Source organism: Vibrio syngnathi, from assembly GCF_002119525.1.
Lineage (GTDB): Bacteria > Pseudomonadota > Gammaproteobacteria > Enterobacterales > Vibrionaceae > Vibrio > Vibrio syngnathi.
Window position 1 is genome coordinate 565,671 of the sequence record NZ_CP017916.1, and the last position, 26,859, is coordinate 592,529.

Sequence of the window (26,859 nt, forward strand, 5' to 3'; positions counted from 1 at the left end):
AGGTAAATACAATGACAATCGAAATTAATGTACCAGACATCGGTGCTGACGAGGTTGAAGTAACTGAGATTCTTGTAAACGTTGGCGACAAGGTTGAAGAAGAGCAGTCACTGATCACTGTTGAAGGCGACAAAGCTTCAATGGAAGTTCCTGCGTCTCAAGCGGGTATCGTTAAAGAAATCAAGATTTCAGAAGGTGATTCTGTTTCTACTGGTTCTCTTATTATGATCTTCGAAGCGGAAGGTGCTGCAGCAGCACCGGCTGCGCCAGCAGTTGAAGCGGCGGCACCAGTTGCAGCTGCTCCTGCAGCGGCAGCCCCTTCTGTTGCGAACGAACTGAAAGAAGTTCACGTACCAGATATCGGCGGTGATGAAGTTGAAGTAACTGAAATCATGGTAGCTATCGGCGACGCAGTAGAAGAAGAGCAATCTCTTCTTACTGTTGAAGGTGATAAGGCTTCAATGGAAGTACCTGCACCATTCGCTGGTATCGTTAAAGAAATCAAGATCGCTTCTGGTGACTCAGTATCTACTGGTTCTCTAGTAATGGTATTTGAAGTGGCAGGTTCTGGCGCTCCAGTTGCAGCAGCTCCTGCTCCAGCGGCGGCACCAGTTGCAGCGGCTCCAGCAGCATCTGCTGAGAAAGAAGTGAACGTTCCTGATATCGGTGGCGACGAAGTAGAAGTTACTGAAATCATGGTAGCGGTTGGCGATACAGTAGAAGAAGAGCAATCTCTAATTACTGTTGAAGGCGACAAAGCTTCAATGGAAGTGCCTGCACCATTCGCTGGTACAGTAAAAGAAATCAAGATTGCAGCTGGCGACAAAGTGTCAACAGGCTCTTCAATCATGACTTTCGTTGTTGAAGGCGCAGCTCCAGTAGCAGCTTCAGCTTCAGCTCCAGCACAAGCAGCAGCACAAGCAGCAGCACCTGCACCTAAAGCAGAAGCAGTAGCTCCAGTAGCTGGCGACTTCCAAGAGAACGGCGAGTACGCTCACGCATCTCCAGTTGTTCGTCGTCTAGCTCGTGAATTCGGTGTAAACCTAGCGAAAGTTAAAGGTACTGGTCGTAAGAGTCGCGTACTTAAAGAAGACGTTCAGTCTTACGTTAAAGATGCACTTAAGCGTCTTGAGTCTGGTGCAGCAGCATCTGGCAAAGGCGGCGATGGTTCTGCTCTTGGTCTACTACCTTGGCCAAAAGTTGACTTCAGCAAGTTCGGCGAAACTGAAGTTCAGAAGCTTTCTAAGATTAAGAAGATCTCTGGCGCTAACCTGCACCGTAACTGGGTAATGATCCCTCACGTTACACAGTGGGACAACGCAGACATCACTGAGCTAGAAGCATTCCGTAAAGAACAGAACGCAATCGAAGCGAAGAAAGACACTGGCATGAAGATCACTCCACTTGTGTTCATCATGAAAGCTGTTGCTAAAGCGCTAGAAGCATTCCCAGCGTTTAACTCTTCTCTTTCTGAAGATGGCGAAAGCATCATTCTTAAGAAGTACGTAAACGTGGGTATCGCTGTTGATACACCAAACGGCCTAGTTGTTCCTGTCTTCAAAGACGTGAACAAGAAAGGCATTTACGAGCTATCTGAAGAGTTAATGGCTGTTTCTAAGAAAGCACGTTCTGGTAAGCTAACAGCGGCAGACATGCAAGGCGGTTGTTTCACAATCTCTAGCCTTGGTGGTATTGGCGGTACTGCATTTACTCCAATCGTAAATGCTCCAGAAGTAGGTATCCTAGGTGTATCTAAGTCTGAAATTAAGCCAGTTTGGAATGGTAAAGAGTTCCAACCACGTCTACAGCTTCCACTGTCTCTATCATACGATCACCGTGTGATCGATGGTGCTGAAGGTGCACGCTTCATTACTTTCCTAAACAGCGCACTATCTGACATTCGTCGTCTAGTACTGTAATTGAGAAAGTAATTATTAAGGTGACTTTCGGGTCACCTTAATTCTTTATATAAAGACTATTTTTAGAGAACAGTTTCCGGCATTTCTCATAAACTGCGGGGGAATTGTTGTCTAGCTCACAGGCTAACTTAAAGCTACTTTCACACTGTTAACATCTCTGTAAAATGTTTCCTGTTTGAAAGCCCAATAATTTTAAGAACATCTACTCAGCCTGTTAGGGATAATGACTACAAGAGGTCACAATGAGCAAAGAAATTAAAGCCCAAGTTGTTGTACTTGGTTCAGGTCCTGCTGGTTACTCAGCGGCATTCCGTTGTGCGGATTTAGGTCTAGAAACAGTACTAGTTGAACGTTACAGCACTCTTGGTGGTGTATGTCTAAACGTTGGTTGTATTCCATCAAAAGCACTTCTTCACGTATCTAAAGTAATTGAAGAAGCAAAAGCGATGGCAGAGCACGGCGTAGTATTCGGCGAGCCACAGACGGACATCAACAAAGTTCGCATCTGGAAAGACAAAGTAGTTGATCAACTAACTGGCGGTCTTGGCGGTATGGCTAAGATGCGTAATGTTACTGTTGTTAACGGTTTCGGTAAGTTTACTGGCCCTAACAGCATCGAAGTTGTTGGCGAAGAAACGACAACAATTAACTTTGATAACGCAATCATTGCTGCGGGTTCTCGCCCAATCAAACTTCCGTTCATCCCACATGAAGACCCACGTATTTGGGATTCTACGGATGCACTAGAACTAAACGAAGTACCAGAAAAACTGCTTATCATGGGCGGTGGTATCATCGGTCTAGAGATGGGTACGGTTTATCACTCTCTAGGTTCTAAAGTTGAAGTTGTTGAGATGTTCGATCAAGTTATCCCTGCTGCGGATAAAGACATCGTTAAAGTCTTCACTAAGCGCATTAAAGATAAGTTCAAGCTAATGCTTGAAACTAAAGTGACAGCGGTTGAAGCGAAAGAAGACGGTATCTACGTTTCAATGGAAGGCAAGAAAGCACCAGCAGAAGCTGAGCGCTACGATGCTGTTCTTGTTGCTATCGGTCGTGTTCCAAACGGTGCACTTATCGACGCTGAAAAAGCAGGTATCGAAGTTGATGAGCGTGGTTTCATTAACGTTGATAAGCAAATGCGTACTAACGTTCCTCACATCCACGCGATCGGTGACGTTGTTGGTCAACCAATGCTTGCTCACAAAGGTGTGCATGAAGGTCACGTAGCTGCTGAAGTTATCTCTGGTAAGAAGCACTACTTCGATCCTAAAGTAATCCCATCAATTGCGTACACTGAGCCAGAAGTTGCTTGGGTAGGTAAGACTGAGAAAGAAGCGAAAGCGGAAGGCCTGAACTACGAAGTTGCTACTTTCCCTTGGGCTGCTTCTGGTCGTGCAATCGCTTCAGACTGTGCTGACGGTATGACTAAGATGATCTTCGATAAAGAGACTCATCGCGTAATCGGTGGTGCTGTTGTTGGTACTAACGGTGGTGAACTTCTTGGCGAAATCGGCCTAGCAATCGAAATGGGTTGTGATGCAGAAGATATCGCACTGACTATCCACGCTCACCCAACTCTACACGAGTCTGTTGGTCTTGCTGCGGAAGTATTCGAAGGTTCAATCACTGACCTTCCAAATAAGAAAGCAGTGAAAAAGAAAAAGTAAATACTCTTCATACTTGAAGCCACAGCGTTGTTAACTGCGTAAGTTCACCCTAATCACATAGTAAATCTATGCTCATAGGGCTGAACTTCAGTCACTTAACAAAGAAAGGGTCGCCTAGCTGCAACTCCAATTATTTTGAGTATATCTAGATTATAAAAGCCGCTGATTCGTCAGCGGTTTTTTTGTATTTGAAGAAAAGTTAGTCGCCATGTCTGTAAGAGATCCCCAACTCGCTCGTTCCTCGCTCTTGAGGATGACGAAGTGTGGTGTTGAAGTTTATGCTTTGGCGATATCTCTAGCGTAAAGGTGAGGACCGTAGCTCTATATTCCCATCGTTCTATAGACAGACGTATGAGGTAATTGGAAAATTTTGGCTTTAGTATCTAATTAATTTTTCCGTCTCTCGTTCACGGTGATGATGAAGTAAAGCACAGTGGTTCTTTATGTCCGTCATTCCCTAGACTGACGAAGGAAGGAATAGGGAATCTCAGGCTTTAGTGTCTGATTAATTTTTCTTCTGTAGTTTACGGTGACGATGAAGTTAAGCGCAGTGGTTCTTTATATCCGTCACTCCCTAGACTGACGGAGGAGGGAGTAGGGGATCTCATTCTGGTTTTCTATCGGTAATAAAAAAGGGTTGGCCCAAAAGCCAACCCTTAAATCATTTATCTCGAATCTACTTATAAATGCACAGCATATTTAGGTAGCTATCCGTCAAGGTCGAAAGTTCTTCTTGTGTATCTACACGTTTCGCTTGGATGAATAGCGAGTAGCAAATGCCGTGGAATAGATTTGCTAGATGTTTAGGATCGTGATCGTCACAGACTTCGCCGCGTTCAATCGCCTTGCTAAACATGTTTTGTACTAACATCTGGTTAGTGCGGTTAGTGGTTACAAACAGAGGCCACACTTCATCACGAGTCGAAGCGCTCCATTCAAACCATACATTTAACCAATTGCTATCTTGAGCCACTAAAGTCACCATTTCAGTCGCAATATTACGTAGATTTTCTTTTGCGTGAATATCTAGGTCAATGTTGTCTGAAAGGAAGTTCGAGAATTGACGAACAACGTGGTTAAGTACTTCATCAACCAGATCTTCACGGGTAGGGAAGTAGTTAAATACTGTTGCTACTGACACCTGAGCGATGTCGGCAATGTCAGCGTGTCCACCGCGGCCAATGCCACGGCGAGAGAATACTTCAAGTGCGATTTCCATCAATTGAAGTTTTCTTTTTAAGGGTGAAAGCCTAGTTCTAGGTCTCTTCGTTATTGAGTCCATTTTGTTTTTCCTTGCCAACGAATTTTTATATTAATGATTTTATTATTATTTAAGCCAAGATGAGTGTAATGGTGCATATGTGAATGGTCAATCCCTTGTGCTTGTTTTATAGACAGTTACATCAAACTTGATACATAAAGCGTGATCAGTGTTGATGTAAAAGGATGCGAGTATTGGATAATGCACCAATGCACATTTCATTGAGAATCTAACAGTAAATTCGAACCATAAGGTGGTGTGGGTATTTGAGCAGTGCTAGACTTACGCACAAAATTGAGCGACACAACTGACGAAAGTGTCAACATTCGTCGCAATCACCAAATAAAATGAGAGCAGTATGAAGCATACAGTTGAAGTCATGATCTCTGAGCAAGAAGTTCAGGATCGAGTGAACGAACTAGGCAAGCAGATCACGGAGCACTACCAAGGTAGCGAAGATCTAGTTTTAGTTGGCTTATTGCGCGGATCTTTTGTCTTTATGGCGGATCTTGCTCGTGCTATCGATTTAACTCACCAAGTGGATTTCATGACCGCGTCTAGCTACGGTAATGGTATGGAAAGCTCACGTGATGTTCGTATTTTGAAAGACCTTGATGATGATATCCAAGGTAAAGATGTTCTACTTGTAGAAGACATTATCGATACTGGTAACACACTGACTAAAGTAAAAGAGATCCTGAGCCTACGTGGTCCTAAGTCTATCGAAATTTGTACGCTATTAGACAAGCCGTCTCGTCGTGAAGTCATTGTAGATACAAAGTGGATTGGTTTTGAAATCCCAGACGAATTTGTTGTTGGTGTGGGTATCGACTACGCTCAAAAATATCGTCACCTACCGTACATCGGTAAAGTGGTACCTCAAGAGTAATTATGACTCTTTGAAAAAACAAGAAAGGCTCGCAAAACGCGAGCCTTTCTTATATCTATTCTTTCTTATATCAACGGGTTAGATGTTAAGAATTAACCTAGGATTGGAGACGATAGAATTTTTTCAAGCGCCGCTAAATGGCTGTTCTCTAATGTGTTATTGCTTGAGCAACGAACACCAAGATCTTGCAGCTTGCCATTACCAATACCATAAACCACACCGTGGATTTCAATATCTTGTCCACGCTCCCATGCGCTTTGCATGATGGTTGAGTTACCAAGGTTGTAGACCTGTTCTGCAACGTTAATTTCGCACAACTTGTCACCCCACTGTTCACGAGGCAGAGATTCAATTTGCTTTCGGTACTTAAGATAGTTATCGCGAATGTGCAGTAGCCAGTTGTTGATAAGACCCAGTTTAGGGTTATCAATCGCTGCGTTAACACCGCCACAGCCGTAGTGACCACAGACAATAATATGTTTAACTTTGAGCACATCAACAGCGTATTGCACTACTGATAAGCAATTTAGGTCGGTATGAACCACTTGGTTAGCGACATTTCGGTGAACAAACAGTTCGCCAGAATACAAACCAGTGAGACGCTCGGCCGGAACGCGGCTATCTGAGCAGCCGATCCATAGAAAACCAGGGCTTTGACCCTCTTCAAGCGTTGTAAAATACTCTGGTCGTTGAGAGCGAATTTCTTCTGACCATTTAGAGTTGTTTTCAAAAAGCTGTTTAATCTCTGGCATTTTGCGTCTTACATCCCTTAATTAAGAACTCTAACTATACACAATGTTACAAATTCAATCTTGTAAAAACTGTGTCAAATAGTACTCATCTGACGTGTACTAGTCGTTAAAATCACTAACTTAGCGTAAAAGCTATGATCTGAATATAAGAGACGAATAGTGTGATTAAATTAACACTTTCTGAACCGTTGATACATTTGTTAAAGTGATAAGGTTTGTCATTTCATCATCAGGAAGGTGTGTTTTGTTTGGAAGTCGTTTTACAGATATCAATCTCAAAGGAGATATGTTTGGCGGTGTCACTACAGCCATCATCTCATTGCCTTTAGCGTTGGCATTTGGTGTCGCTTCTGGTGCGGGCGCGGAAGCTGGCCTTTGGGGCGCCATCATGGTTGGCCTATTTGCAGCATTGTTTGGTGGCTCAAGCAGCTTGATATCAGAGCCTACAGGGCCGATGACTGTGATCATGACGGCAGTAATGACCAGTATGGTGGCCAAGTACCCTGAAACAGGTATGGCAATGACCTTTACCGTGGTAATGATGGCAGGTGCTTTTCAGATATTACTCGGTACATTAAAACTCGGAAAGTACGTTACTTTGATGCCATATAGCGTAATTTCTGGCTTTATGTCTGGTATTGGCGTGATTCTTGTCATTCTGCAACTCTCCCCTTTGCTGGGGCACGCAGCCCCTTCTGGTGGAGTGATGGGCACGCTTTCGGCACTTCCTGATACCCTGGCGAATCTGAAAGTCAGTGAGCTGTTTTTAGGGGTATTAACGCTTGGTATCCTTTTCGGTTTTCCAGCTAAATACCGTAAGTATGTGCCCGCTCAATTGGTCGCGTTAGTGGCTGTCACGCTCTTATCCGTTATTATCTTTGATACCGACTCTATTCGCCGTATTGGTGAAATTCCCGCAGGCTTACCTTCTCTTGTTATTCCGACTATCAGCTCAGAGCAATTCACTGCCATGGTTCTCGATGCTTTGGTACTGGGTACTCTTGGTTGTATTGATACGCTTTTGACTGCGGTTATCGGAGATTCATTGACTCGTAAAGAGCATGATTCAGACAAAGAGCTTCGTGGTCAAGGCATTGCGAATATGATTTCAGGTCTGTTTGGTGCATTGCCCGGCGCGGGTGCAACCATGGGCACCGTGACCAACATTCAGGTAGGGGCTCGTTCTCCGCTTTCTGGTGTTATTCGAGCTTTAGTGCTTGCGCTCGTGGTATTGGTTGCGGGTGGCTTAACAGAGCCGATCCCTATGGCGGTGTTGGCTGGTATCGCGATGTATGTCGGTTTCAACATCCTTGATTGGAGTTTTATTCAGCGCGCACACAAGGTGAGTTATGCCGGCATGGGTGTCATGTACGGTGTGATGTTATTGACCGTATTTGTTGATCTGATTATTGCGGTCGGGCTGGGCGTTTTTATCTCAAACATTCTTATTATTGAAAGGCTGAGTCGAGAGCAAGCTAGACAAGTTAAGGCGATCAGTGATGGTGATGATGAAGACGATATCCCACTGACTGACAGTGAACGTCAATTACTGGATAGTGCCAATGGTAAAGTGCTGTTCTTCTACCTTTCTGGGCCGATGATATTCAGTGTTTCAAAAGCGATTTCACGTCAACACTCGAGTATTTCTGATTATGAAGCGATGATCTTAGATCTAACCGATGTGCCTATGATTGATGTTACCGTTGGCCTAGCGTTAGAGAATGCGATCAAAGATGCCCTCGATGCGCAGTGTGAGGTGTACTTATTGTGTCCTAATGAGAATACTCGTCAGCAACTAGAAAAATTCCATGTGATTGATCTTGTGCCTGAATCCAATACTTATCGATTCAGATATGAAGCCCTGACGGCTGCAACTAGCTACGTAGACAGAGATGAACATCAATTTGACTCGGTTTAATTTTCAGTAAGAAGCTGACATAACTGAGCCATAGACGCTCACTTCAATACCGATTATTAATGCCGCTAAGTGAATAACTTAGCGGCATTTTTATGTTTATTGAACACTGACTTAGGCTTCACTGTAATCAAGGTTCTTATTTGTTTTCGAAAGAAAGCCTCATTCGGTATTTGTATTAATCGTTAATCAACGATAAACTTGTTTGCAAAATGGCCGAGTAAACAAGTTTGAGTTAGTTTTCTGCTAGCTCGTATTAAGCATTACTCTCTTCCTCAAATTCGGCCATCAACATCTTATCTATAGCAAATGGCAGTCTATCTCTATGTATGCATTAGAAATTGAGCAACTAAGAAAAACTTATGCAGGGGGCTTTGAGGCTCTTAAGGGCGTGAGCTTACAAGTAGAAAAAGGCGACTTTTACGCACTACTTGGCCCAAATGGTGCGGGTAAATCCACCACTATTGGTGTTATCTCTTCACTGGTTAATAAAACATCCGGCAAGGTTAAAGTGTTCGGCTACGACATTGACACCGATCTTGAGTTAGCGAAACAGAACTTAGGCCTAGTGCCGCAAGAGTTTAACTTTAACCCGTTCGAAACGGTTGAACAGATCGTGCTGCAACAAGCGGGTTACTATGGTGTACCGAAAGCACTTGCTAAAGAACGCGCTAAAAAGTACTTATCTCAACTCGATTTGTGGGAAAAGCGTGGCGAACGTGCGCGTAACTTATCTGGTGGTATGAAGCGTCGTTTGATGATCGCACGTGCATTGATGCATGAACCTCATTTGTTGATCCTTGATGAACCAACGGCAGGCGTTGATATTGAACTGCGTCGTTCAATGTGGGAATTCCTGAAAGAGATCAATGAGAAGCAGGGCATCACCATTATTTTGACGACGCACTACCTAGAAGAAGCGGAAATGCTGTGTCGCAACATTGGTATTATCAATCGCGGTGAACTGATTGAGAACACCACCATGAAAGCGCTGTTGGGCAAATTGAGTGCCGAGACCTTTATACTGGATCTGGAAGAGGGCGCGGCTGAACCTAAGCTTGAAGGTGTGAATAGCCAAGTTATGGTCAATGGTTCGCTAGAAATCGAAATCGACAAGAACCTAGGTTTGAATACCATTTTTGCTCAATTGAGTGGGCAGCAAGTTAAAGTCCTTTCTATGCGTAACAAAGCAAACCGTCTAGAAGAGCTATTTGTGAGTATCGTCCGTGAGGGGAATAAATAATATGTATAGCCTATATTGGACCGCTTTCTGTAGTTTGTTGACCAAAGAGATCAATCGTTTTACTCGTATCTGGGTGCAAACGCTTGTCCCGCCAGCGATTACCATGACGCTCTATTTTATCATTTTTGGCAACCTGATTGGTGCGCGCATTGGTGAAATGAACGGCTTTAGTTACATGGAGTACATTGTGCCGGGTCTGATCATGATGTCGGTGATCACCAACTCATATTCCAACGTTGCCTCGTCGTTCTTTAGTGCTAAGTTCCAAAAAAACATTGAAGAGTTACTCGTTGCTCCTGTCCCTAACTACGTGATTATCGCAGGCTTTGTAATGGGCGGTGTGGTGCGTGGCTTGTTAGTGGGTACTATCGTTACCTTCGTATCGCTGTTCTTTGTCGACCTGCAAGTTGACCACTGGGGCGTGATTATTGCGACGGTATTTTTAACGTCGGTTGTATTCGCTCTGGGTGGTTTGATTAACGCTGTATTCGCACGCACGTTTGATGATATCTCTATTATTCCGACCTTTATATTAACGCCGCTGACGTACCTTGGTGGTGTGTTCTACTCGATCAGTTTATTGCCTGAATTCTGGCAGGGTGTATCGAAGTTGAATCCTATCGTGTACATGGTAAACGCGTTTAGATATGGCTTCTTGGGTGTGTCTGACGTGGGGATTGTGACATCGTTTGGCGTACTAGGCGTGTTTATCGTCGCGTTGTATGGCGTTGCACATTACTTAGTTACAAAGGGGATCGGCTTACGTAGCTAACTTTTAGTTATCCAGGATCTATTCGTTATCCAATATCTATTAGTTATCCAGGAGCTATTAATTACCCTGAATCGCAGGCAAAGAAAAAGGTCGATATTACATCGACCTTTTTTATGCTTTTCGTTTGTGCTTTGCGTTAAGAGCTAGTTTACGTAAAGAGAAGAAAGCGATTACTCAGCAGTTTCTTCTTTCACTTCTTCTTTCGTTTCCGTGACCAAATCTAAAACTTGGTTGTCGATAAGGCGAGTCTTACCTAGGAAAGCCGACATAAGAATCACTGCTTGAGTTGATTCTGAAGTGATAGCTTGTAGAGTCTTAGCATCACAAATGAAGATCTCATCGGGCTGTAGATCTGCTGCGCGAAGCTGGTCTGTTGCATCTTCAATCACTGATGCGTAATCATCGCGACCGCCGCGAATTGCACTGCTGATCCAACGCATAGTGCGCGCTAGCACAGGAGCACGTTGACGCTCATCAATGGTTAGGTTGCTATTGCGAGAGCTCATTGCTAAACCGTCCATTTCACGAACTGTCGCGACACCCACAACTTCAATGTCTAACGCTAAGTCAGTCGTCATCTGGCGAATCACAGCAAGTTGCTGGAAATCTTTCTCACCGAAGCATGCAAAGTCTGGCTGAACGATGTTGAACAGTTTAGTGACAATCGTTGATACACCGCGGAAGTGACCCGGACGAGAAGCACCTTCAAGCATGTGAGAGATTCCCGGGACTTCAACAAACGTCTGCTTGTCTAATCCTTCTGGGTACATAACCTCTGGCGTTGGTGTAAATACCAGTTCAACACCTTCGCCTGTTAGTTTGCTTAAATCAGCTTCTAACGTACGAGGGTAGTTGTTTAGGTCATCAGCGCGGTCAAACTGCATTGGGTTCACAAAGATGCTTACCACAACAATGTCAGCCAACTCACGAGCTTTCTTGACCAGAGTTAAGTGGCCTTCATGCAGGTTTCCCATTGTCGGAACAAAAGCAACCGTACGTCCATCACGCTTAAACTGTTTAATCTGCTCACGAAGAGCCGCTATTTCAGCAAAAGTTTGCATTGTTACTCCTAAGCGATTGTATGAGCATCATCAGGGAAACGTGCGCTCTCTACTTCTTCTTTGTATAGAGCGACGGCTTTACGCATATCACCTGTTTCAGATAGGAAATTCTTAGAGAATTTCGGCATGTAGTTCGCAGAAATACCGAACATGTCATGCATAACCAAGATCTGACCATCGGTAACATTACCTGCCCCGATGCCGATAACCGGTACGTCACAAGCTTCTGTAATTCTTTTTGCTAATGAAGTTGGTACACATTCAAGAAGAACGATTTGAGCACCTGCATTTTGTAGTGCTAGTGCATCAGCAACCATTTTATCGGCTTGCTCGTTGTCACGACCTTGAACTTTGTAACCACCAAAAATGTTCACTGATTGAGGCGTTAAGCCTAAGTGTGCACAAACGGGAACAGCACGTTCTGTTAGCATTTTCACAGTTTCAATCAACCAGCTTCCGCCTTCGATTTTTACCATATTCGCACCAGCACGCATTAAGGTTGCTGCGTTCTCACAGGCTTGCTCCGGTGTTGCATAGCTCATGAATGGCATGTCAGCCATAAGAAGACAGTTCGGGCTACCAGCACGCACTGAGCGAGTATGGTAAGCAATATCTTCAACGGTTACTGGTAATGTATCGTTACGGCCTTGTAGTACCATACCCAGTGAGTCACCGACAAGCAGAACTGGCATTTCTTGGCTTTCGAATAATTGAGCAAAGCTCGCATCATAAGCTGTCGACGTCGCGAATTTACGGCCTTCTTGTTTGCACTTGATTAGGTCGTTAATGGTTACTTTTTTCATTGGTTTTCCTTAATGCGCTTGGCTATTGCTGCCAAACATTGAGCCCGTTCTTATCTACTATTTTTAGTAGCTCTGTCAGCTCAGTCCCATCAGGGAGTTGTAAACTTGGTGCGATTTCAGCAAGCGGGTAGAGCACAAACTCTCTTTCTTTCATTCCGTAATGAGGAACGGTTAAGCGCTCTGAATCGATCACCTCATTGCCGTATAACACGATATCGAGATCCAAGGTTCTTGGCCCCCAACGCTCGTCTTTACGGACGCGCCCTTGCTCTTGCTCGATCTTTTGAGTGCAATCAAGCAGTTCAATTGGCGTTAATTCTGTTTTAATTGCTACTACCGCGTTGATGTAGTCTGGTTGGTTTTGCGGCCCCATTGGAGTGCTACTATATAGCTGTGAGGTCGCAACAAACGTTGAACGCGGAAGATTTTTTAGCGTTTCGATAGCCAAATTTGCTTGGCTAACGGGGTCGGCAAGATTACTGCCGACCGCAATGTAAGCTGTTATCATTCTGATTGCTTACTCTTTTTGTTTCTGTAAGTCTTACGGCGTCTATGGCCCGACTTTGATGGTGCTGCTACGTCATTAGCCATCGCTTGACGCATATTACGTCCTGCTGTCTGATAACGCTCCCACCATTTTGCTAGTTCTTTGGTTTCGCCACCTTCAATCTCACCACGCATTTCTAGGAAATCGTAGCCTGCACGGAACTTGTTGAGCTCCATCAGACGAACGGCACGTTTACCATTGCGACGAGGCAGTCGTAGTTGTAGTTGCCAAACTTCGCGAATGGTTGCGGTATGGCGACGAGGAATCGCAATTGATTTTACTTGTCGGTCAAGAATGATGTTACTTGCTTCCATGATCGCATCGTAGTGCGCCATACCCTGTTCAGCAACAAGCTTGTCAGCCAACTTGTTCATTGGGTACCAAAGCATTGCAGCAAACATAAACGCTGGGTTTACTCGCTTACCATCTTCGATGCGAAGATCCGTTGAGTCGAGTACCAAATCAAGCATTTGCTCTGTGTGTGAGTCGTAGCCTTCAGTGAAGTGTTCCGCTACTGAAGGGAACATCTGCTGGAATAGGTTGTACTCACGCATCAGGTGGTAGGTTTCTAAGCCGTGACCTGATTGAAGTAATTTCAGAGACTCTTCGTAAAGGCGCGCTGCTGGAATATCTTTTAGGAGGTGTGCTAACTCTTCAATTGGGTCGGCAGTATCTTCCTCAATATCAAAATCCAGTTTAGCGGCGAAGCGCATTGCACGTAGCATGCGTACTGGGTCTTCGCGGTAACGCGTTTCTGGGTCGCCAATTAGGCGGATCAGCTTATCTTCTAGATCTTCTACACCACCCGCGTAATCGTGGATGCTGTAGTCTGCAATGTTGTAGTACATCGCGTTGATTGTGAAATCACGACGCTCGGCATCTTCATCAACATTGCCGTACACGTTATCGCGTAGCAACATGCCTTCTTCAGATTGCGCAGAAACGTTTTTCGATGGCTCTTGGTGGTGACCACGGAAAGTTGCCACTTCTATAATGTCACGACCAAACATGATATGTGCCAAGCGAAAACGTCGACCGATAAGGCGACAGTTTCTGAAGAGGTGCTTGATTTGCTCTGGCGTTGCGTTGGTCGCGATATCAAAATCTTTTGGCTGAGAGCCTAATAAGATGTCGCGTACACCACCACCGACTAGAAATGCGTCAAAACCCGCACCATTCAGGCGATATAACACTTTAAGTGCATTGTCGCTGATCTGCTTGCGTGAAATATTGTGCTCTTGACGAGTATAAATATTCAGAGCTAATTCGTGGAATCCGCGTTGTTCGCTTGGGGTATTGTCGTTTGTATTCATTAGTTTATAACAAAGTAGGTATCGCCAGCTTTGTTTTTCTCTTAGTCCAAAGTGGTAGTGCAGAGTTTAATTGCGGCTAATAATAGCTTAGCGCGAGCCATTTGAGAACATCGTCTGCTTAGTCACAGGTATTTGTTACGGTGTTTTTATGTATCGTTATTGCGATTTGCCGTTAGTTTCGAGCTCATTGCTGTGCTCTTTTTGTAAACTATCAGGTAACTGACTGACGTTCCATTGCTGGCAGCCCCACAATAAAACTTCATCCATTGACGCCTCGCAAAGAGCATTCGGGATATCAAAACCTAAGAATCGCATCGCGTTGATTAACGTCGGTTTTGGGTTGTCGAGATCTATCGCGGTGGCATGGTTCTGTTTTGACAGTTTATTCCCCAAGCCATCGGTTGCCAATGGTAAGTGCAAGTAGCTCACGGTTTTTTGCTTGAGCGTCTTATACAAACTGATTTGTCGACCTGTTGGTTCTATCAGATCGGCACCTCTAACGACTTCTGTTACCCCTTGTTCGATGTCATCAAGGACAACCGCCAAGTTATAGGCAAACAATCCATCTCTGCGTTTGATAATAAAATCTTCTTCAGCCAATGCTTTGGGAATTTGAATCGTGCCGTGACGAACATCGTCAAAGGACTCGATGGGAAAGTCCATGCACAAGCGCACTGCCTGTTCGCCTGAATCAATTAAACCTTTGTCTCGGCAGTGGCCACTATAAAACCCACCCAAGGACTTTATCTGCTTGCGGGTGCACTCACAGTAATAGGCTTGATTGTCAGCGACCCATTGATCAATTTGAGCTTGATAGAGGCCATGACGCTGGCTTTGATAAACGACATCACCATCCCAATACAGGTGGTAAGTCTCAAGCGTCTTAAGAATGAGGTCTGCAGCGCCAGCCATTTCTCTTGGTGGATCTAGGTCTTCCATACGAACTAACCATTGTCCTTGGTTAGATTTCGCTTGAAAGTAGCTACCAAGAGCAGCAACCAGTGAGCCAAAATGAAGAGGACCTGACGGTGATGGTGCAAAGCGTCCGATATAATTCATAAGTGAAAACCTAATCTTGATGGTACCGCAGTAGCCGATTCTTAAGACGTTTAGCTTATCGCTATCAACAACGATATAAACCGCTTTTTAGAACAAACAAAAAAGGGAGCCAAAGCTCCCTTTCTTTACATCCGCAAGAATTAACCTTGCATCTGTTTCTCTTTGATCTCTGCAAGTGTTTTACAGTCAATACAAAGGTCAGCAGTTGGACGAGCTTCAAGGCGACGAATACCAATCTCGACACCGCAAGAGTCGCAGAAGCCGAAATCGTCTTCTTCGATCTTATCTAGTGTCTTCTCAATTTTCTTGATAAGACGGCGCTCACGGTCACGGTTACGTAACTCTAGGCTGAATTCTTCTTCTTGAGAAGCTCGGTCAACAGGATCTGGAAAATTCGCTGCTTCGTCCTGCATGTGGTGCACAGTACGATCAACTTCTTCCCTGAGCTGGTTGCGCCAAGCTGATAAAATTTTTGTAAAATGTTCTGTTTGCTCAGGTGACATGTACTCTTCACCTGTCTTTGCTTGGTACGGTTCAACACCTGCGATGGCTAGGATGCCTAGCGCTTTTTTCTTAGATTCTGGCATACAGCATCTCCTATTTACACCTAGTCAACTGCAAAGCAGCTATTTTTAAGGCGGGTATCTATAGCAGAAAGAACGAATGGTGGCAAATACTCTTGTTAAAACTTGCAATCAATGTGAATAGTTCAGCATTTTTGCTTAGCTATTGATAAATTCAACGGCTTGTTTTAGTTGTATTTGAGTACTGCTGAGCTCTGCTTTATAGCAAAGCACTTCAACTCCAGCGTCTTGTGCTTGTTTTAGTAATAACGAATATTTGGCGTCTATATGGTGTGCCGCGGACACTTTTTCAATGCCTGAATGTAAAACAGTGAATAAAAGTACGGCTCTACTTCCAGATTCGACCATTTCTGTGAGTTCTCGCAGATGTTTTTGACCTCTGGTTGTCACTGCATCAGGGAAAAAACCTTGCCCTTCGGTTGACGCTTGTTGTTTAGTTGATAGTTGCTGCTTAGTCGACATTTGTTGATCGTCGAGCAAAGTGACGCTTTTTACTTCGATATAGCAAGGCGGCTTTTCGTTATCTTCAAGCAGAATATCAATGCGACTATTCTCACTGCCATATTTCACTTCGGTTCGTAACGCGTTATAACCTAAGAGTTCAACTATAGTCCCATTTTCAATTGCTTCCACCGCTAACTGGTTTGCCCGCGCAGTATTTACACAAATACGGTGACCTTTGTCTGTTTCTGAGATCTCCCAGCTGTTTGGGTACTTTCTTTTTGCATTGTCTGAGGTTGAGTACCACACCGTATTGCCAGGAGTCGCACATCCTGTCATCGCTCCAGTGTTAGCGCAGTGGATAGTACGCTCGCTGCCGTCTGGAAGTTGAATGTCAGTGAGAAAGCGTTTATAGCGTTTAATAAGAGTCGCTGGCTCTAATGGAGGATTGAAGTGCATATTACTTATTTAGAGAGGTAGGTTTTTATGTACAATGTTGCCAACATTACACCACAAGGTTCACCCATTGCCACAACTGCCCATAGAAGCTGTGATGCCAGATCTGCTCGCTGGCGTACAAACACACACTCAACTTATTCTAAAGGCCGCTCCCGGTGCCGGTAAGTCAACATTCTTCCCTTTACAGTTGGTTAAGACTAATGCCGTTCAAGGCAAAATCATTATGCTTGAACCAAGGCGTTTGGCTGCCAGGAATATTGCTGCTTACTTAGCGAGCCAGTTAGGAGAGAAAGTGGGAGAGAGCATAGGTTTTAGGGTTCGTGGTGAATCTAAAACCAGCAGTGCGACTCGCTTGGAAATCGTTACTGAAGGGATCATGACGAGAATGATCCAAACCGACCCTGAATTGACCGGGGTTGATATGGTGATCTTTGATGAATTTCATGAGCGCAGCATTCACGCCGATACCGCATTGGCGTTTAGCGTGGAGATCCAAGACGCGCTGCGTGATGATCTAAAAGTGGTGGTGATGTCGGCAACCTTAGATCAACACGCGCTGCAATCTTTGTTGCCCGATGCCAAGTATGTTGAATCGCAAGGCCGAACTTTCCCTGTCGACTTCCGTTATCAGCCATTAGGCTCGAATGAATATCTAGCCCCTAAAATGGCGAAGGTGATTCAATCTCTGATGGAGAAAGAATCGGGTTCACTTTTGGCTTTCTTGCCGGGTGTCTCGGCGATAAAACAAGTGGAATCACAACTAGGACAACTTGCTAGTGATATTGATGTGTGTCCGCTGTATGGCCAATTGAGTTTTGAACAGCAGCAGAGAGCGATCGCGCCATCGGTGAAAGGGCGTCGAAAAGTGGTATTGGCCACTAACATTGCGGAAACCTCTTTGACGATTGAAGGCATTCGCTTGGTTGTTGATTCAGGTTTAGAACGAGTTGCAAAGTTTGATTTGAAGACGGGCATCACTAAGCTTGAGCAAGTGAAAATCTCTCAGTCTTCTGCTGAACAACGAGCGGGTCGTGCAGGGCGAATTGAAGAGGGCCTGTGTGTTCGTTTGTACAGTGAAACGCAACTTCTGCAGCAGCCTGCTGTGCCAGAACCTGAGATTCTTCATTCTGATTTGTCTTCGTTGGTGTCTGAATTGACACAATGGGGAGCCGCAAGTGCTGATGAATTGCGATGGTTAGACATTCCACCGAAAGCTTCAACAGAACAAGCCAAGCAACTCTTACAAAACCTGGAACTGTTAGACGGTAATGGTCAATTTACGGCACTAGGAAAACAGGCTCAACGCTTAGGACTTGAACCTCGCATCGCCAGTATGTTGGTTAAAGCGCAGCAAAGCAGCCAAGAGCTACTGAATGTCGCGATTGTTGCTGCCGCTTTACTTGAAGAGCCGGAACGCAATGTCACGGATATTCAGCACTCTTTGCATCGACTTAAGCAAAGAAAACACTCGAAAAATAGCGTGGTGATGCAGCGAGCGAAAAGCCTCGCCAGCAAATTAAAACATCACTTAGATTTGTCACAAGTTGACGAATCATTGCTACCATTAGTGCTTTGTTTTGCATTCCCTGACCGAATAGCACAAGTGAGAAGCGCGACCAGCAGTGCTTTCCTTCTAGCTAATGGCCACGGGGCTGAGGTTCGTGATGATGACCCTTTGGCGAACAATGACTATATCGTGGTGATTGATTTGATGCGCAGCACAGGGCGAGCCAGTCAGATTTTCTTAGCCACCGCGGTTGATATTGCGCAGCTAGAAGTTGAATTTCCAAAGCTGTTTGTGCGTTCCGATTACGCCGATTGGGATGAGAAACGTGGCCGCTTAGTGGCAGAGCAGCGAGTGTCTCTGGGCAAGTTGATTATCAGCACCCAAGCTTTACCAGAACCGGATGCTAATCAGGCGAGCAAGGCGCTACTCAATTATATCGCTCGCTGCGGACTTGATCGCTTACATTGGACATCTTCGGCTAAACAACTGGTTGAGCGTGTACGCTGTGCTGAACTTTGGATGCCTGAGCATGATTGGCCAGCGATGGATGACGCGAGTTTAGTTGAACATCTTGATGAGTGGCTGTTGCCGTATTTGAATGGCATTAAGTCTGCCAAAGGGCTGTCGAATGTATCGATTGAACAAGCATTGTCGGCACACCTTGGTTGGCCGTTGAATCAAGAAATCGATCAATGGCTACCGACTCATTACCTGATGCCAACGGGCAGTAAGAAGTCGATTCGATACCAATATCAATCTGAGCCAATGATCTCTGTTCGAATGCAGGAAGTCTTTGGTGAGCAAGATTCACCCTTGATTGCCCAAGGGCGTAAAAAGGTGGTGCTTGAGTTGCTTTCTCCTGCGCAACGACCACTGCAAATTACTCAGGATTTGGCCGGCTTTTGGGCCGGCGCGTACAAAGAAGTACAAAAAGAGATGAAAGGCCGTTACCCAAAACATCCTTGGCCGGATGACCCTGCTAACCATGTAGCAACCACTAAAACCAAACAACAGTTGAATCGATGATGACCAAAATGTTAACGCCAAAAAAGACACCACCTAAAAAAGCGCCAGCAAAGAAGTCACCAGCGACCAAAGCCAAGCCTAGAAAGCCAAGAGCAGCAGCGAAAAAGACTAAACCTAAGGCTAAGCCGTCTGGCAAGAGAGGTTGGTTAAAGATTCTGTGGGGCATTTCTTGGAAAGCTGGCTTAGCACTTGCCGCATTGCTGTTGTTCGTCGGTATCTATCTGGATTCAGTGGTTAAGCAGCGCTTTGAAGGTCAGCTGTTTGATTTACCAACCGTGGTTTATGCGCGAGTGCTAGACCTGTCTCCGGGTACTGCCGTTAGCTTGGTGCAGGTTAAAAATGAGCTTGATGTACTTAATTATCGTAAGGTGAATGCGCCTCGTCACCCGGGCGAATACTCTTCTTCTTCAACCAAGATTGAAATGATTCGTCGTCCGTTCGAGTTTGTCGATGGACCGGAAGCGGATCGTCATGTGATGCTGCATTTCAATGGCAACGAATTAACTCGTATTCAGTCGCTAGAGAAAAAAGGCGACATGGGCTATCTACGTGTTGAACCGAAAATGCTTGGCATGCTTGAGAAAAGTAACGATGAGCAACGCCTGTTCTTAAAACGTAATCAATTCCCAGAAGTGATGGTTGATGCCTTATTAGCAACCGAAGACCGAAACTTCTATCAACATGACGGTGTGTCGCCATTGGCCATCGCTCGTGCAATGGTCGTTAACGTTAAAGCTGGGCGAACGGTACAAGGTGGTAGTACGCTGACGCAACAGTTGGCTAAAAACCTGTTCCTGTCCAGTGAACGTACATTGTGGCGTAAGGTTAGTGAAGCCTACATTGCGCTTATCTTAGACCATCGTTACAGCAAAGACCGTATCCTAGAAGCTTACTTAAACGAGGTGTACCTTGGGCAAAATGGTGGGCAAGCGATTCATGGCTTCGGTTTAGCGTCTCGTTTGTACTTCGGTCAACCAATTCAAGAGCTCCGTATCGATCAGCTAGCACTGCTGGTGGGTATGGTGAAAGGGCCTTCGTATTACAATCCGGTTCGTTATCCTGAGCGTGCGAAGACTCGACGCGACCTGGTTCTTCGCTTATTGATGCAGCAAGACATATTAACACCGCGACAATACGAAGAAGCGGCGAGTCGTGATTTAGATATTCAAGACAACCCACGTATTGCTAGCCGTCAGCCCGCTTACTTCCAGCAAGTAAACATTGAGCTTAAGAAGTATGTCGGCGATCGATTTGAAGCGAAAAAAGGGATTCGCGTGTTTACCTCTCTGGATCCAGTTTCTCAAGATAAGCTAGAAAAGTCGATTGCTCGTAAGGTGCCTGAACTGTCAAAAACGGCAGGTAACAAGTTGGAAGCAGCGGCGATTGCTGTCGATAGAAATACCGGAGAAATCCGAGCGATGGTCGGCGGTAAACGTACCGGTTACGATGGTTTTAACCGTGCCTTGAACGCGAGTCGTCCTATTGGTTCATTGGTTAAGCCAGCAATCTACTTAACCGCATTAGAGCAACCCCAGAAGTACACATTGGCGACAACCTTGATGGATACACCACTGAGTTTAAAAGGCAGTAAAGGCAGCGTGTGGAGCCCAAGAAACTTCGATCGTAAGTTCCGTGGCGAAGTACCATTATATGTGGCGCTTTCTAAGTCTTATAACGTGCCAACTGTTCGCTTAGGGATGCAGTTAGGCATTGATAGTGTTTCAGAAACGATCGGAAAATTGGGTGTCGATAAAAACGAGATTCGTCCGGTGCCATCGATGTTTTTGGGTTCATTTTCATTAACACCGTTTCAGGTTGCGCAAATGTACCAAACCATCACCAACTCTGGTCGTATCGCACCTTTGTCTGCGCTTCGTTCTGTGGTTGATAATGAAGGTGAGGTTTTGTATCAGTCGATTCCTCGCGTGTCACAAAGCGTTGATCAGCAAGCCGCTTGGCTAACGACCTATGCGATGAAGCGTGGTGTGTCGGAAGGTACTGGTCGTTTCTTACAAGGTCAGTTTGCGTGGGCTGGATTAGCCGGTAAAACGGGAACCAGTAACGATAGCAGAGACAGTTGGTTCGTGGGTGTTGATGGTCGTGAAGTTACGACGATTTGGTTAGGCCGAGATGACAATAAACCGACCAAATTGACAGGCTCTAGTGGTGCATTACGTGTTTATGCTGATTACTTGAAGCAAAGAACGCCAGAGCAACTACTATTGCCTTGGCCGACCGGAATCGCGACAGCCCGCTATACTCGAACGCCGGAAGGCGCTTTAGAATTAGACTGCGATGGCACCGTTAAATTGCCGGTCTGGGATGAAAGTGGCAGCATTAAAAAGGGCTGTGAAAGTCAACCAAAACAGTGGCTAAAGAAGCTTTTTCAGTGGTAAAGTCATAATAGAAAAGAATGACAAGGATAGTTTAGATAATGATTTCTCGTTGGTTAGTGAGTAGCTTGGGTATTGTCGGTACTGTGATCAGTTTTCAACTGTTTGCCGCTACTGCAGCACAGGTTGATTCATCAGAACATGTTGAACTTAAAGAAGCTCATAAAAGGCCAACCGTTGCTGTCGTTCTTGCTGGTGGTGGGGCAAAAGGTGCAGCTCACATCGGTGTGCTTAAAGCCCTAGAAGAGATGCAAATTCCGGTTGATTACATTACTGGTACCAGCATGGGCGCATACGTTGGTGGTCTTTATGCGACAGGGATGAGCGCTGATGAGATCGAGAGCTTTATTTATACGGTTGATTGGAATCGTGGTTATCGCGATCGCGTTAACCGTAGTGATCGCCGTGTGCGAGACAAAGAATATGAAGACCGTTATCAACTGAATACCGATCTCGGTTTAGGTTGGGGCGAAATCAAAGCCAGAAAAGGTGTGGTTCAAGGCCAGAATATGCTGCGTATTCTGCGCGAGACAACGGGTACTTTATCTCCCCTCGATTCTTTCGACAGCCTCGCTATTCCATATCGCTCTGTCGCAACCGATATTATCGACCTTGAAGAAGTCGTGATCGATCATGGTCACCTTGTTGATGCTATGATGGCGAGTATGTCAGTACCTGGAGCACTTCCTCCTTATGAAGTTGATGGGCGAATGTTGGTCGATGGTGGTGTCACCAATAACATGCCAGTTGATGTTGCTCGAGCAATGGGGGCAGACATCGTTATTGCGATTGATATCAGTACTAACTACAAAAGCAAAGAAGACTTCACTAACTTTTTAGCCGCAGCAGACCAACTCTCTAATTACCTTGTTCAACGCAGCACTCAAGAGCAAGCCGCGACGTTAACAGACGATGATTTTTTCCTACGTCCTGATGTTGGGCAAATGGAGACCACCGAGTTCGATAAAATGCCGACGGCTTATCATGCTGGATACGAAGCGACAAGGCAGTATACGGATCAGCTTTCTAAGTTGGCGCTCTCTAACGCAGACTATCAAAAGTATATCGATCATAAACAGCAAGCTCGAAAGCAGCTAAAACATGGCGACCAGACTGTCGTTGATAGAGTTATTATTAACAACAACACCCACTATTCAGATAAGTTGATCGAAAATCGTTTAAACCTCGATTCTGGTCAGGTTATTAAAACCAGTGAAATCGAATCTAAAGTGAAAGATCTTTATGCCTTAGATCGGTTCGAGTTGGTTACTTATGAATTTGAAAATGTTGATGGCGAGGATCAACTGCTGGTCGATGTGAACGAAAAATCCTGGGGTCCAAACTACCTCAATTTTCGATTCTTTCTTGAAGATGATTTCTCTACTACCAGCCAGTATTCGCTCGGTGTTTCTGCCAACTTTACTGACATTAACAAACATGGCGCAGAGTTAAGAACCAATCTTGAAATGGGTACTGACAAGCGTATTGAAGCGGAACTCTTCTCTCCATTCTTTTCGAGTCAAAAGTTGTTCACATCTGTGTCTATTGCTTACAGCAACCAGAATCGAAATCTGCCAGCAGGAATTGGCGAGATTGGAGAACCTACACTGGATGCAACCAAAGACTATTTACCAATGTCTTATCAAGAGTATCTGAGTGAATTGGCATTGGGCTATCAACCGACATTGTGGCAAGAGCTGAAATTTGGAGCGCGTTATACAGATGGTAGCATTGAGGTGGCATCATTACCTTCACTAGGAAGTGGTGGCTATAAACGTATTGGTGCCTTTGCCAGTTATAGATTGGATACATTGGATAACTTCAGTCTTCCTACCGAAGGTTATTTTGTCGATTTAGAGTACCTTATCTCTCATGACGATTTTGAGAATGAGAGCTCTAATGGTGGTTCCGATTTTTCTTCTGAGAGCGATACAGTCTTTGAACTTTCGGCCAATTTTATGGCAGCACAAAGCATTGAAAAGCATACTTTAGTCGCAAAGGTTGATTACGGCATCGTAGAAAGTAAAAACTCAGTATTTCCTATTGATCCGAAAGAGTTAGGAGGGTTCCTCAATCTATCCGGTATTCCAAGAAATAGTTTGATTGGTCAGAACTTAGCTTACACCAGTTTGATCTACCGTTATAAGTGGTTTGAAAATGACTTCGGCCTCTTTGAATCACCGTTCTACGTGGGTGCCTCTATTGAACATGGTGGTGTTTGGTCGAACAATGACTTAAAACTGGATGAAGCTCCAATGTATACAGCAGGCTCTGTTTTTGCTGGTGTCGACTCACCGATTGGGCCGATCATATTAGCTTATGGTCGAACCGAAGATAACTTTGATTCGGTGTATCTGATTGTTGGTACTTCCTACAAATAATCATGCGTAGAGTCACCGTTTAACTGCGTAAATAGGCAAAAATAGTGGGACTTTCGTCTTAACTTGCTATGTTGGTCAAAATGATAAGATTTTAATTTAACGTTAAATTTGCTATTCTACCGCCCACAGTTTGGCCTCTATGATGCCGCTCATCAATACAAATTGAATGACAACAATGGCAATGGAGAGCCAAGTTTCCAAGGATGTTCGCTTCTTTATTTTACTAATAATTATGAAGGTAAGAAGTGAACCGCAATGAGAGGAAAAAAGTCGTGCTTGAAGCCTACCGTAAACACGTCGAAGAGCGTGCTGCCGAGGGAGTTGTCCCAAGACCACTAGATGCAGAGCAAGTCGCTGGCCTAGTTGAACTTCTGAAGAATCCACCTCAAGGTGAAGAAGAATACCTTCTTGACCTACTAGAAAACCGAATTCCACCGGGTGTAGATGAAGCTGCTTACGTAAAAGCGGGCTTCCTTACTGCTATCACTAAAGGTGAAGTAACATCTCCACTAGTAAGCAAAGCAAAAGCTGCACAACTGCTTGGTACTATGCAAGGTGGCTACAACATCGAATCTCTAGTATCTCTACTAGAAGATGCAGAGCTTGCTCCAATTGCTGTTAAAGCTCTTTCTCATACTCTGCTTATGTTCGATGCTTTCTACGATGTAGAAGAGAAAGCCAAAGCAGGTAACGCTTCAGCACAACAAGTACTTCAATCTTGGGCTGATGCTGAATGGTTTACAGCTAAAAACAAAGTAGCGGAAAAGATCACCGTTAAAGTATTTAAAGTTACCGGTGAAACCAACACCGATGACCTATCTCCAGCACCTGATGCATGGTCACGTCCTGATATCCCAGTTCACGCGAAAGCGATGCTGAAGATGGAACGTGATGGCATTACTCCTGATGAACAGGGTAGCGTTGGTCCAATCAATCAAATTGAAGAAATGCAAAAAGACGGCATTCCACTGGCTTACGTTGGTGATGTTGTTGGTACCGGTTCTTCACGTAAATCAGCAACAAACTCAGTGCTTTGGTTCATGGGTGAAGATATCCCATTCGTACCAAACAAGCGTACTGGTGGTGTTTGTCTTGGTGGTAAAATTGCACCAATCTTCTACAACACAATGGAAGACTCAGGCGCGCTACCCATTGAGCTGAACGTACAAGACATGAACATGGGCGATATCATTGATATCTACCCGTACGAAGGTGTTGTTCACAAGAACGGTTCTGTGATTTCAAACTTTGAGCTAAGCAAAGTACTTCTTGATGAAGTGCGTGCTGGTGGCCGTATTCCACTGATCATTGGTCGTGGCTTAACAGGCCGTGCTCGTGATGCTTTAGGTCTAGATGAAACGGATCTGTTTGCTAAACCAATTGATCCATCTGCGTCTGATAAAGGCTACACGTTAGCTCAGAAGATGGTTGGTAAAGCATGTGGCGTTGAAGGTGTGCGTGCTGGTCAGTACTGTGAACCTAAAATGACGACAGTGGGTTCTCAAGATACTACCGGTCCTATGACTCGTGATGAGCTAAAAGATCTGGCTTGTCTTGGCTTCTCTGCTGACCTTGTTATGCAGTCTTTCTGTCACACATCAGCATACCCGAAACCAGTGGATGTAAACACTCACCATACGCTACCTGATTTCATCATGAACCGTGCGGGTGTTTCACTTCGTCCTGGTGATGGTGTTATTCACTCTTGGCTAAACCGTATGCTTCTTCCTGATACCGTAGGTACAGGTGGTGACTCACATACTCGTTTTCCTCTAGGTATTTCATTCCCTGCGGGTTCTGGCTTGGTCGCATTTGCGGCGGCAACAGGCGTTATGCCTCTTGATATGCCTGAATCTATCTTGGTTCGCTTTAAAGGCGAAATGCAACCGGGTATCACACTACGTGACCTAGTACATGCCATTCCGCTTTACGGTATCAAGCAAGGTCTACTAACGGTAGAGAAAGCAGGAAAGATCAACGAATTCTCTGGTCGTGTACTCGAAATTGAAGGTGTTGAACACCTATCTGTTGAGCAAGCATTTGAGCTTTCTGATGCATCAGCTGAACGTTCGGCGGCAGGTTGTACTGTTAAGCTCTCTCAAGAGTCTATCGAAGAATATCTGAACTCGAACGTCGTTATGCTTAAGTGGATGATCGCGGAAGGTTACGGTGATGTTCGTACTATCGAACGTCGTATTACGGCAATGGAAGAGTGGCTAGCGAACCCTGAGTTGCTTGCTGCTGATTCAGATGCTGAATACGCTCATGTTATCGAGATTGATCTTGCTGACATCGATCAGCCAATCCTATGTGCACCAAACGATCCGGATGATGCTCGTCTTCTTTCTGACGTTCAAGGTACTGAGATTCAAGAAGTGTTCATTGGTTCTTGTATGACGAACATCGGCCACTTCCGTGCTGCAGGTAAGATGCTTGAAGAGTTTAATGGCTCTTTGAATACTCGCCTATGGGTGGCTCCGCCAACGAAGATGGATAAAGACCAACTGACAGAAGAAGGCTACTACGGCATCTTCGGTCGTGCTGGGGTACGTATTGAAACTCCGGGTTGTTCACTGTGTATGGGTAACCAAGCTCGTGTTGCTGATGCTTCGACGGTTATGTCGACATCAACGCGTAACTTCCCGAACCGCTTAGGTAATGGTGCGAACGTTTATCTAGCTTCTGCTGAACTTTCTGCTGTTGGTGCGATTCTTGGTCGTATCCCAACGAAAGAAGAGTACTTAGCGTACGCTGAGAAGATCAATGCAACCGCTGCCGATACTTACCGTTACCTGAACTTCCATAAAATGGGTCAGTACACGGACAAAGCAGATACCGTTATCTTCCAAGAACCAGCTTAGTTC

The 26,859-nt window shown here is 44.9% G+C and carries 19 protein-coding genes; 10 read left to right on the top strand and 9 right to left on the bottom strand.

Annotated features, from left to right (window positions below; genetic code table 11):
* Nucleotides 1-11 precede the first annotated feature (11 nt).
* Complete coding sequence (aceF, locus tag K08M4_RS02830; protein ID WP_086048781.1) at nucleotides 12-1,919, top strand: pyruvate dehydrogenase complex dihydrolipoyllysine-residue acetyltransferase; 1,908 nt, start codon at nucleotides 12-14, stop codon at nucleotides 1,917-1,919.
* Between the two features lie 242 nt (nucleotides 1,920-2,161).
* The gene (gene lpdA / locus K08M4_RS02835; RefSeq protein WP_086048782.1) at nucleotides 2,162-3,589 is read left to right on the top strand and encodes a dihydrolipoyl dehydrogenase; all 1,428 of its coding nucleotides are present in this window, start codon (nucleotides 2,162-2,164) and stop codon (nucleotides 3,587-3,589) included.
* Between the two features lie 676 nt (nucleotides 3,590-4,265).
* On the opposite strand, the gene K08M4_RS02840 is transcribed toward lpdA, so the two are convergent.
* The gene (locus K08M4_RS02840) at nucleotides 4,266-4,871 is read right to left on the bottom strand and encodes a LuxR/HapR/OpaR family quorum-sensing transcriptional regulator (protein ID WP_017103846.1); all 606 of its coding nucleotides are present in this window, start codon (nucleotides 4,869-4,871) and stop codon (nucleotides 4,266-4,268) included.
* A gap of 337 nt (nucleotides 4,872-5,208) precedes the next feature.
* Between K08M4_RS02840 and hpt the strand changes: the two genes are divergently transcribed.
* On the top strand, nucleotides 5,209-5,739 hold the full coding sequence (hpt, locus tag K08M4_RS02845) for a hypoxanthine phosphoribosyltransferase (protein ID WP_009847591.1): 531 nt from the start codon (nucleotides 5,209-5,211) through the stop codon (nucleotides 5,737-5,739).
* Nucleotides 5,740-5,831: 92 nt separating this feature from the next.
* Here the strand turns inward: hpt and can are convergent, their stop codons facing one another.
* Nucleotides 5,832-6,491 (bottom strand): carbonate dehydratase, encoded by a 660-nt coding sequence (gene can / locus K08M4_RS02850; RefSeq protein WP_086048783.1) that lies wholly within the window; start codon nucleotides 6,489-6,491, stop codon nucleotides 5,832-5,834.
* 286 nt (nucleotides 6,492-6,777) lie between these two features.
* Here can and K08M4_RS02855 point away from each other — a divergent pair, with 286 nt between their 5' ends.
* From K08M4_RS02855 to K08M4_RS02865, 3 genes are all read left to right on the top strand, one after another.
* Nucleotides 6,778-8,409 (top strand): SulP family inorganic anion transporter, encoded by a 1,632-nt coding sequence (locus K08M4_RS02855; RefSeq protein ID WP_198299320.1) that lies wholly within the window; start codon nucleotides 6,778-6,780, stop codon nucleotides 8,407-8,409.
* Nucleotides 8,410-8,731: 322 nt separating this feature from the next.
* On the top strand, nucleotides 8,732-9,649 hold the full coding sequence (locus K08M4_RS02860; RefSeq protein ID WP_086048785.1) for an ABC transporter ATP-binding protein: 918 nt from the start codon (nucleotides 8,732-8,734) through the stop codon (nucleotides 9,647-9,649).
* 1 nt (nucleotide 9,650) lies between these two features.
* Nucleotides 9,651-10,421: an ABC transporter permease gene (locus K08M4_RS02865; RefSeq protein ID WP_004735456.1), complete on the top strand. Its 771-nt coding sequence runs from the start codon at nucleotides 9,651-9,653 to the stop codon at nucleotides 10,419-10,421.
* Between the two features lie 170 nt (nucleotides 10,422-10,591).
* On the opposite strand, the gene panC is transcribed toward K08M4_RS02865, so the two are convergent.
* The 7 genes from panC to sfsA form a co-directional block, all read right to left on the bottom strand.
* Entirely contained in the window at nucleotides 10,592-11,482 is an 891-nt protein-coding gene (gene panC / locus K08M4_RS02870) for a pantoate--beta-alanine ligase (protein ID WP_086048786.1), read from the bottom strand.
* 8 nt (nucleotides 11,483-11,490) lie between these two features.
* Nucleotides 11,491-12,285 carry a 3-methyl-2-oxobutanoate hydroxymethyltransferase gene (gene panB / locus K08M4_RS02875; protein ID WP_086048787.1) on the bottom strand — a complete coding sequence of 265 codons (795 nt, stop codon included), beginning with the start codon at nucleotides 12,283-12,285 and terminating at the stop codon, nucleotides 11,491-11,493.
* Between the two features lie 22 nt (nucleotides 12,286-12,307).
* Nucleotides 12,308-12,793, bottom strand: a complete 486-nt coding sequence (folK, locus tag K08M4_RS02880) for a 2-amino-4-hydroxy-6-hydroxymethyldihydropteridine diphosphokinase (RefSeq protein WP_086048788.1) — start codon at nucleotides 12,791-12,793, stop codon at nucleotides 12,308-12,310.
* Entirely contained in the window at nucleotides 12,790-14,145 is a 1,356-nt protein-coding gene (pcnB, locus tag K08M4_RS02885) for a polynucleotide adenylyltransferase PcnB (protein ID WP_009847583.1), read from the bottom strand. The genes folK and pcnB overlap by 4 nt, the downstream gene beginning before the upstream one ends.
* 156 nt (nucleotides 14,146-14,301) lie before the next feature.
* Nucleotides 14,302-15,204, bottom strand: coding sequence for a tRNA glutamyl-Q(34) synthetase GluQRS (gene gluQRS / locus K08M4_RS02890; RefSeq protein ID WP_086048789.1), 903 nt, complete (start codon nucleotides 15,202-15,204; stop codon nucleotides 14,302-14,304).
* Between the two features lie 140 nt (nucleotides 15,205-15,344).
* On the bottom strand, nucleotides 15,345-15,791 hold the full coding sequence (dksA, locus tag K08M4_RS02895; RefSeq protein ID WP_009847581.1) for an RNA polymerase-binding protein DksA: 447 nt from the start codon (nucleotides 15,789-15,791) through the stop codon (nucleotides 15,345-15,347).
* Between the two features lie 135 nt (nucleotides 15,792-15,926).
* Nucleotides 15,927-16,688: a DNA/RNA nuclease SfsA gene (sfsA, locus tag K08M4_RS02900; RefSeq protein ID WP_086048790.1), complete on the bottom strand. Its 762-nt coding sequence runs from the start codon at nucleotides 16,686-16,688 to the stop codon at nucleotides 15,927-15,929.
* Between the two features lie 34 nt (nucleotides 16,689-16,722).
* Here sfsA and hrpB point away from each other — a divergent pair, with 34 nt between their 5' ends.
* The 4 genes from hrpB (at nucleotide 16,723) to acnB (ending at nucleotide 26,856) form a co-directional block, all read left to right on the top strand.
* A complete protein-coding gene (hrpB, locus tag K08M4_RS02905; protein WP_086048791.1) occupies nucleotides 16,723-19,221 on the top strand; it encodes an ATP-dependent helicase HrpB in 2,499 nt (832 codons plus the stop codon).
* Nucleotides 19,218-21,617, top strand: coding sequence for a penicillin-binding protein 1B (gene mrcB / locus K08M4_RS02910; protein ID WP_086048792.1), 2,400 nt, complete (start codon nucleotides 19,218-19,220; stop codon nucleotides 21,615-21,617). The genes hrpB and mrcB overlap by 4 nt, the downstream gene beginning before the upstream one ends.
* A 38-nt stretch (nucleotides 21,618-21,655) precedes the next feature.
* Nucleotides 21,656-23,995 (top strand): patatin-like phospholipase family protein, encoded by a 2,340-nt coding sequence (locus tag K08M4_RS02915; RefSeq protein ID WP_086048793.1) that lies wholly within the window; start codon nucleotides 21,656-21,658, stop codon nucleotides 23,993-23,995.
* Between the two features lie 272 nt (nucleotides 23,996-24,267).
* Nucleotides 24,268-26,856 (top strand): bifunctional aconitate hydratase 2/2-methylisocitrate dehydratase, encoded by a 2,589-nt coding sequence (gene acnB, locus K08M4_RS02920; protein WP_086048794.1) that lies wholly within the window; start codon nucleotides 24,268-24,270, stop codon nucleotides 26,854-26,856.
* Nucleotides 26,857-26,859: the final 3 nt, after the last annotated feature.

What these genes read in the sequence shown, in the direction of transcription:
- aceF (WP_086048781.1), top strand. Translation starts at nt 12, where the DNA reads ATGACAATCGAAATTAATGTACCAGACATCGGTGCTGACGAGGTTGAA.
- lpdA (WP_086048782.1), top strand. Translation starts at nt 2,162, where the DNA reads ATGAGCAAAGAAATTAAAGCCCAAGTTGTTGTACTTGGTTCAGGTCCT.
- K08M4_RS02840 (WP_017103846.1), bottom strand. Translation starts at nt 4,871, where the DNA reads ATGGACTCAATAACGAAGAGACCTAGAACTAGGCTTTCACCCTTAAAA.
- hpt (WP_009847591.1), top strand. Translation starts at nt 5,209, where the DNA reads ATGAAGCATACAGTTGAAGTCATGATCTCTGAGCAAGAAGTTCAGGAT.
- can (WP_086048783.1), bottom strand. Translation starts at nt 6,491, where the DNA reads ATGCCAGAGATTAAACAGCTTTTTGAAAACAACTCTAAATGGTCAGAA.
- K08M4_RS02855 (WP_198299320.1), top strand. Translation starts at nt 6,778, where the DNA reads ATGTTTGGCGGTGTCACTACAGCCATCATCTCATTGCCTTTAGCGTTG.
- K08M4_RS02860 (WP_086048785.1), top strand. Translation starts at nt 8,732, where the DNA reads ATGTATGCATTAGAAATTGAGCAACTAAGAAAAACTTATGCAGGGGGC.
- K08M4_RS02865 (WP_004735456.1), top strand. Translation starts at nt 9,651, where the DNA reads ATGTATAGCCTATATTGGACCGCTTTCTGTAGTTTGTTGACCAAAGAG.
- panC (WP_086048786.1), bottom strand. Translation starts at nt 11,482, where the DNA reads ATGCAAACTTTTGCTGAAATAGCGGCTCTTCGTGAGCAGATTAAACAG.
- panB (WP_086048787.1), bottom strand. Translation starts at nt 12,285, where the DNA reads ATGAAAAAAGTAACCATTAACGACCTAATCAAGTGCAAACAAGAAGGC.
- folK (WP_086048788.1), bottom strand. Translation starts at nt 12,793, where the DNA reads ATGATAACAGCTTACATTGCGGTCGGCAGTAATCTTGCCGACCCCGTT.
- pcnB (WP_009847583.1), bottom strand. Translation starts at nt 14,145, where the DNA reads ATGAATACAAACGACAATACCCCAAGCGAACAACGCGGATTCCACGAA.
- gluQRS (WP_086048789.1), bottom strand. Translation starts at nt 15,204, where the DNA reads ATGAATTATATCGGACGCTTTGCACCATCACCGTCAGGTCCTCTTCAT.
- dksA (WP_009847581.1), bottom strand. Translation starts at nt 15,791, where the DNA reads ATGCCAGAATCTAAGAAAAAAGCGCTAGGCATCCTAGCCATCGCAGGT.
- sfsA (WP_086048790.1), bottom strand. Translation starts at nt 16,688, where the DNA reads ATGCACTTCAATCCTCCATTAGAGCCAGCGACTCTTATTAAACGCTAT.
- hrpB (WP_086048791.1), top strand. Translation starts at nt 16,723, where the DNA reads ATGTTGCCAACATTACACCACAAGGTTCACCCATTGCCACAACTGCCC.
- mrcB (WP_086048792.1), top strand. Translation starts at nt 19,218, where the DNA reads ATGATGACCAAAATGTTAACGCCAAAAAAGACACCACCTAAAAAAGCG.
- K08M4_RS02915 (WP_086048793.1), top strand. Translation starts at nt 21,656, where the DNA reads ATGATTTCTCGTTGGTTAGTGAGTAGCTTGGGTATTGTCGGTACTGTG.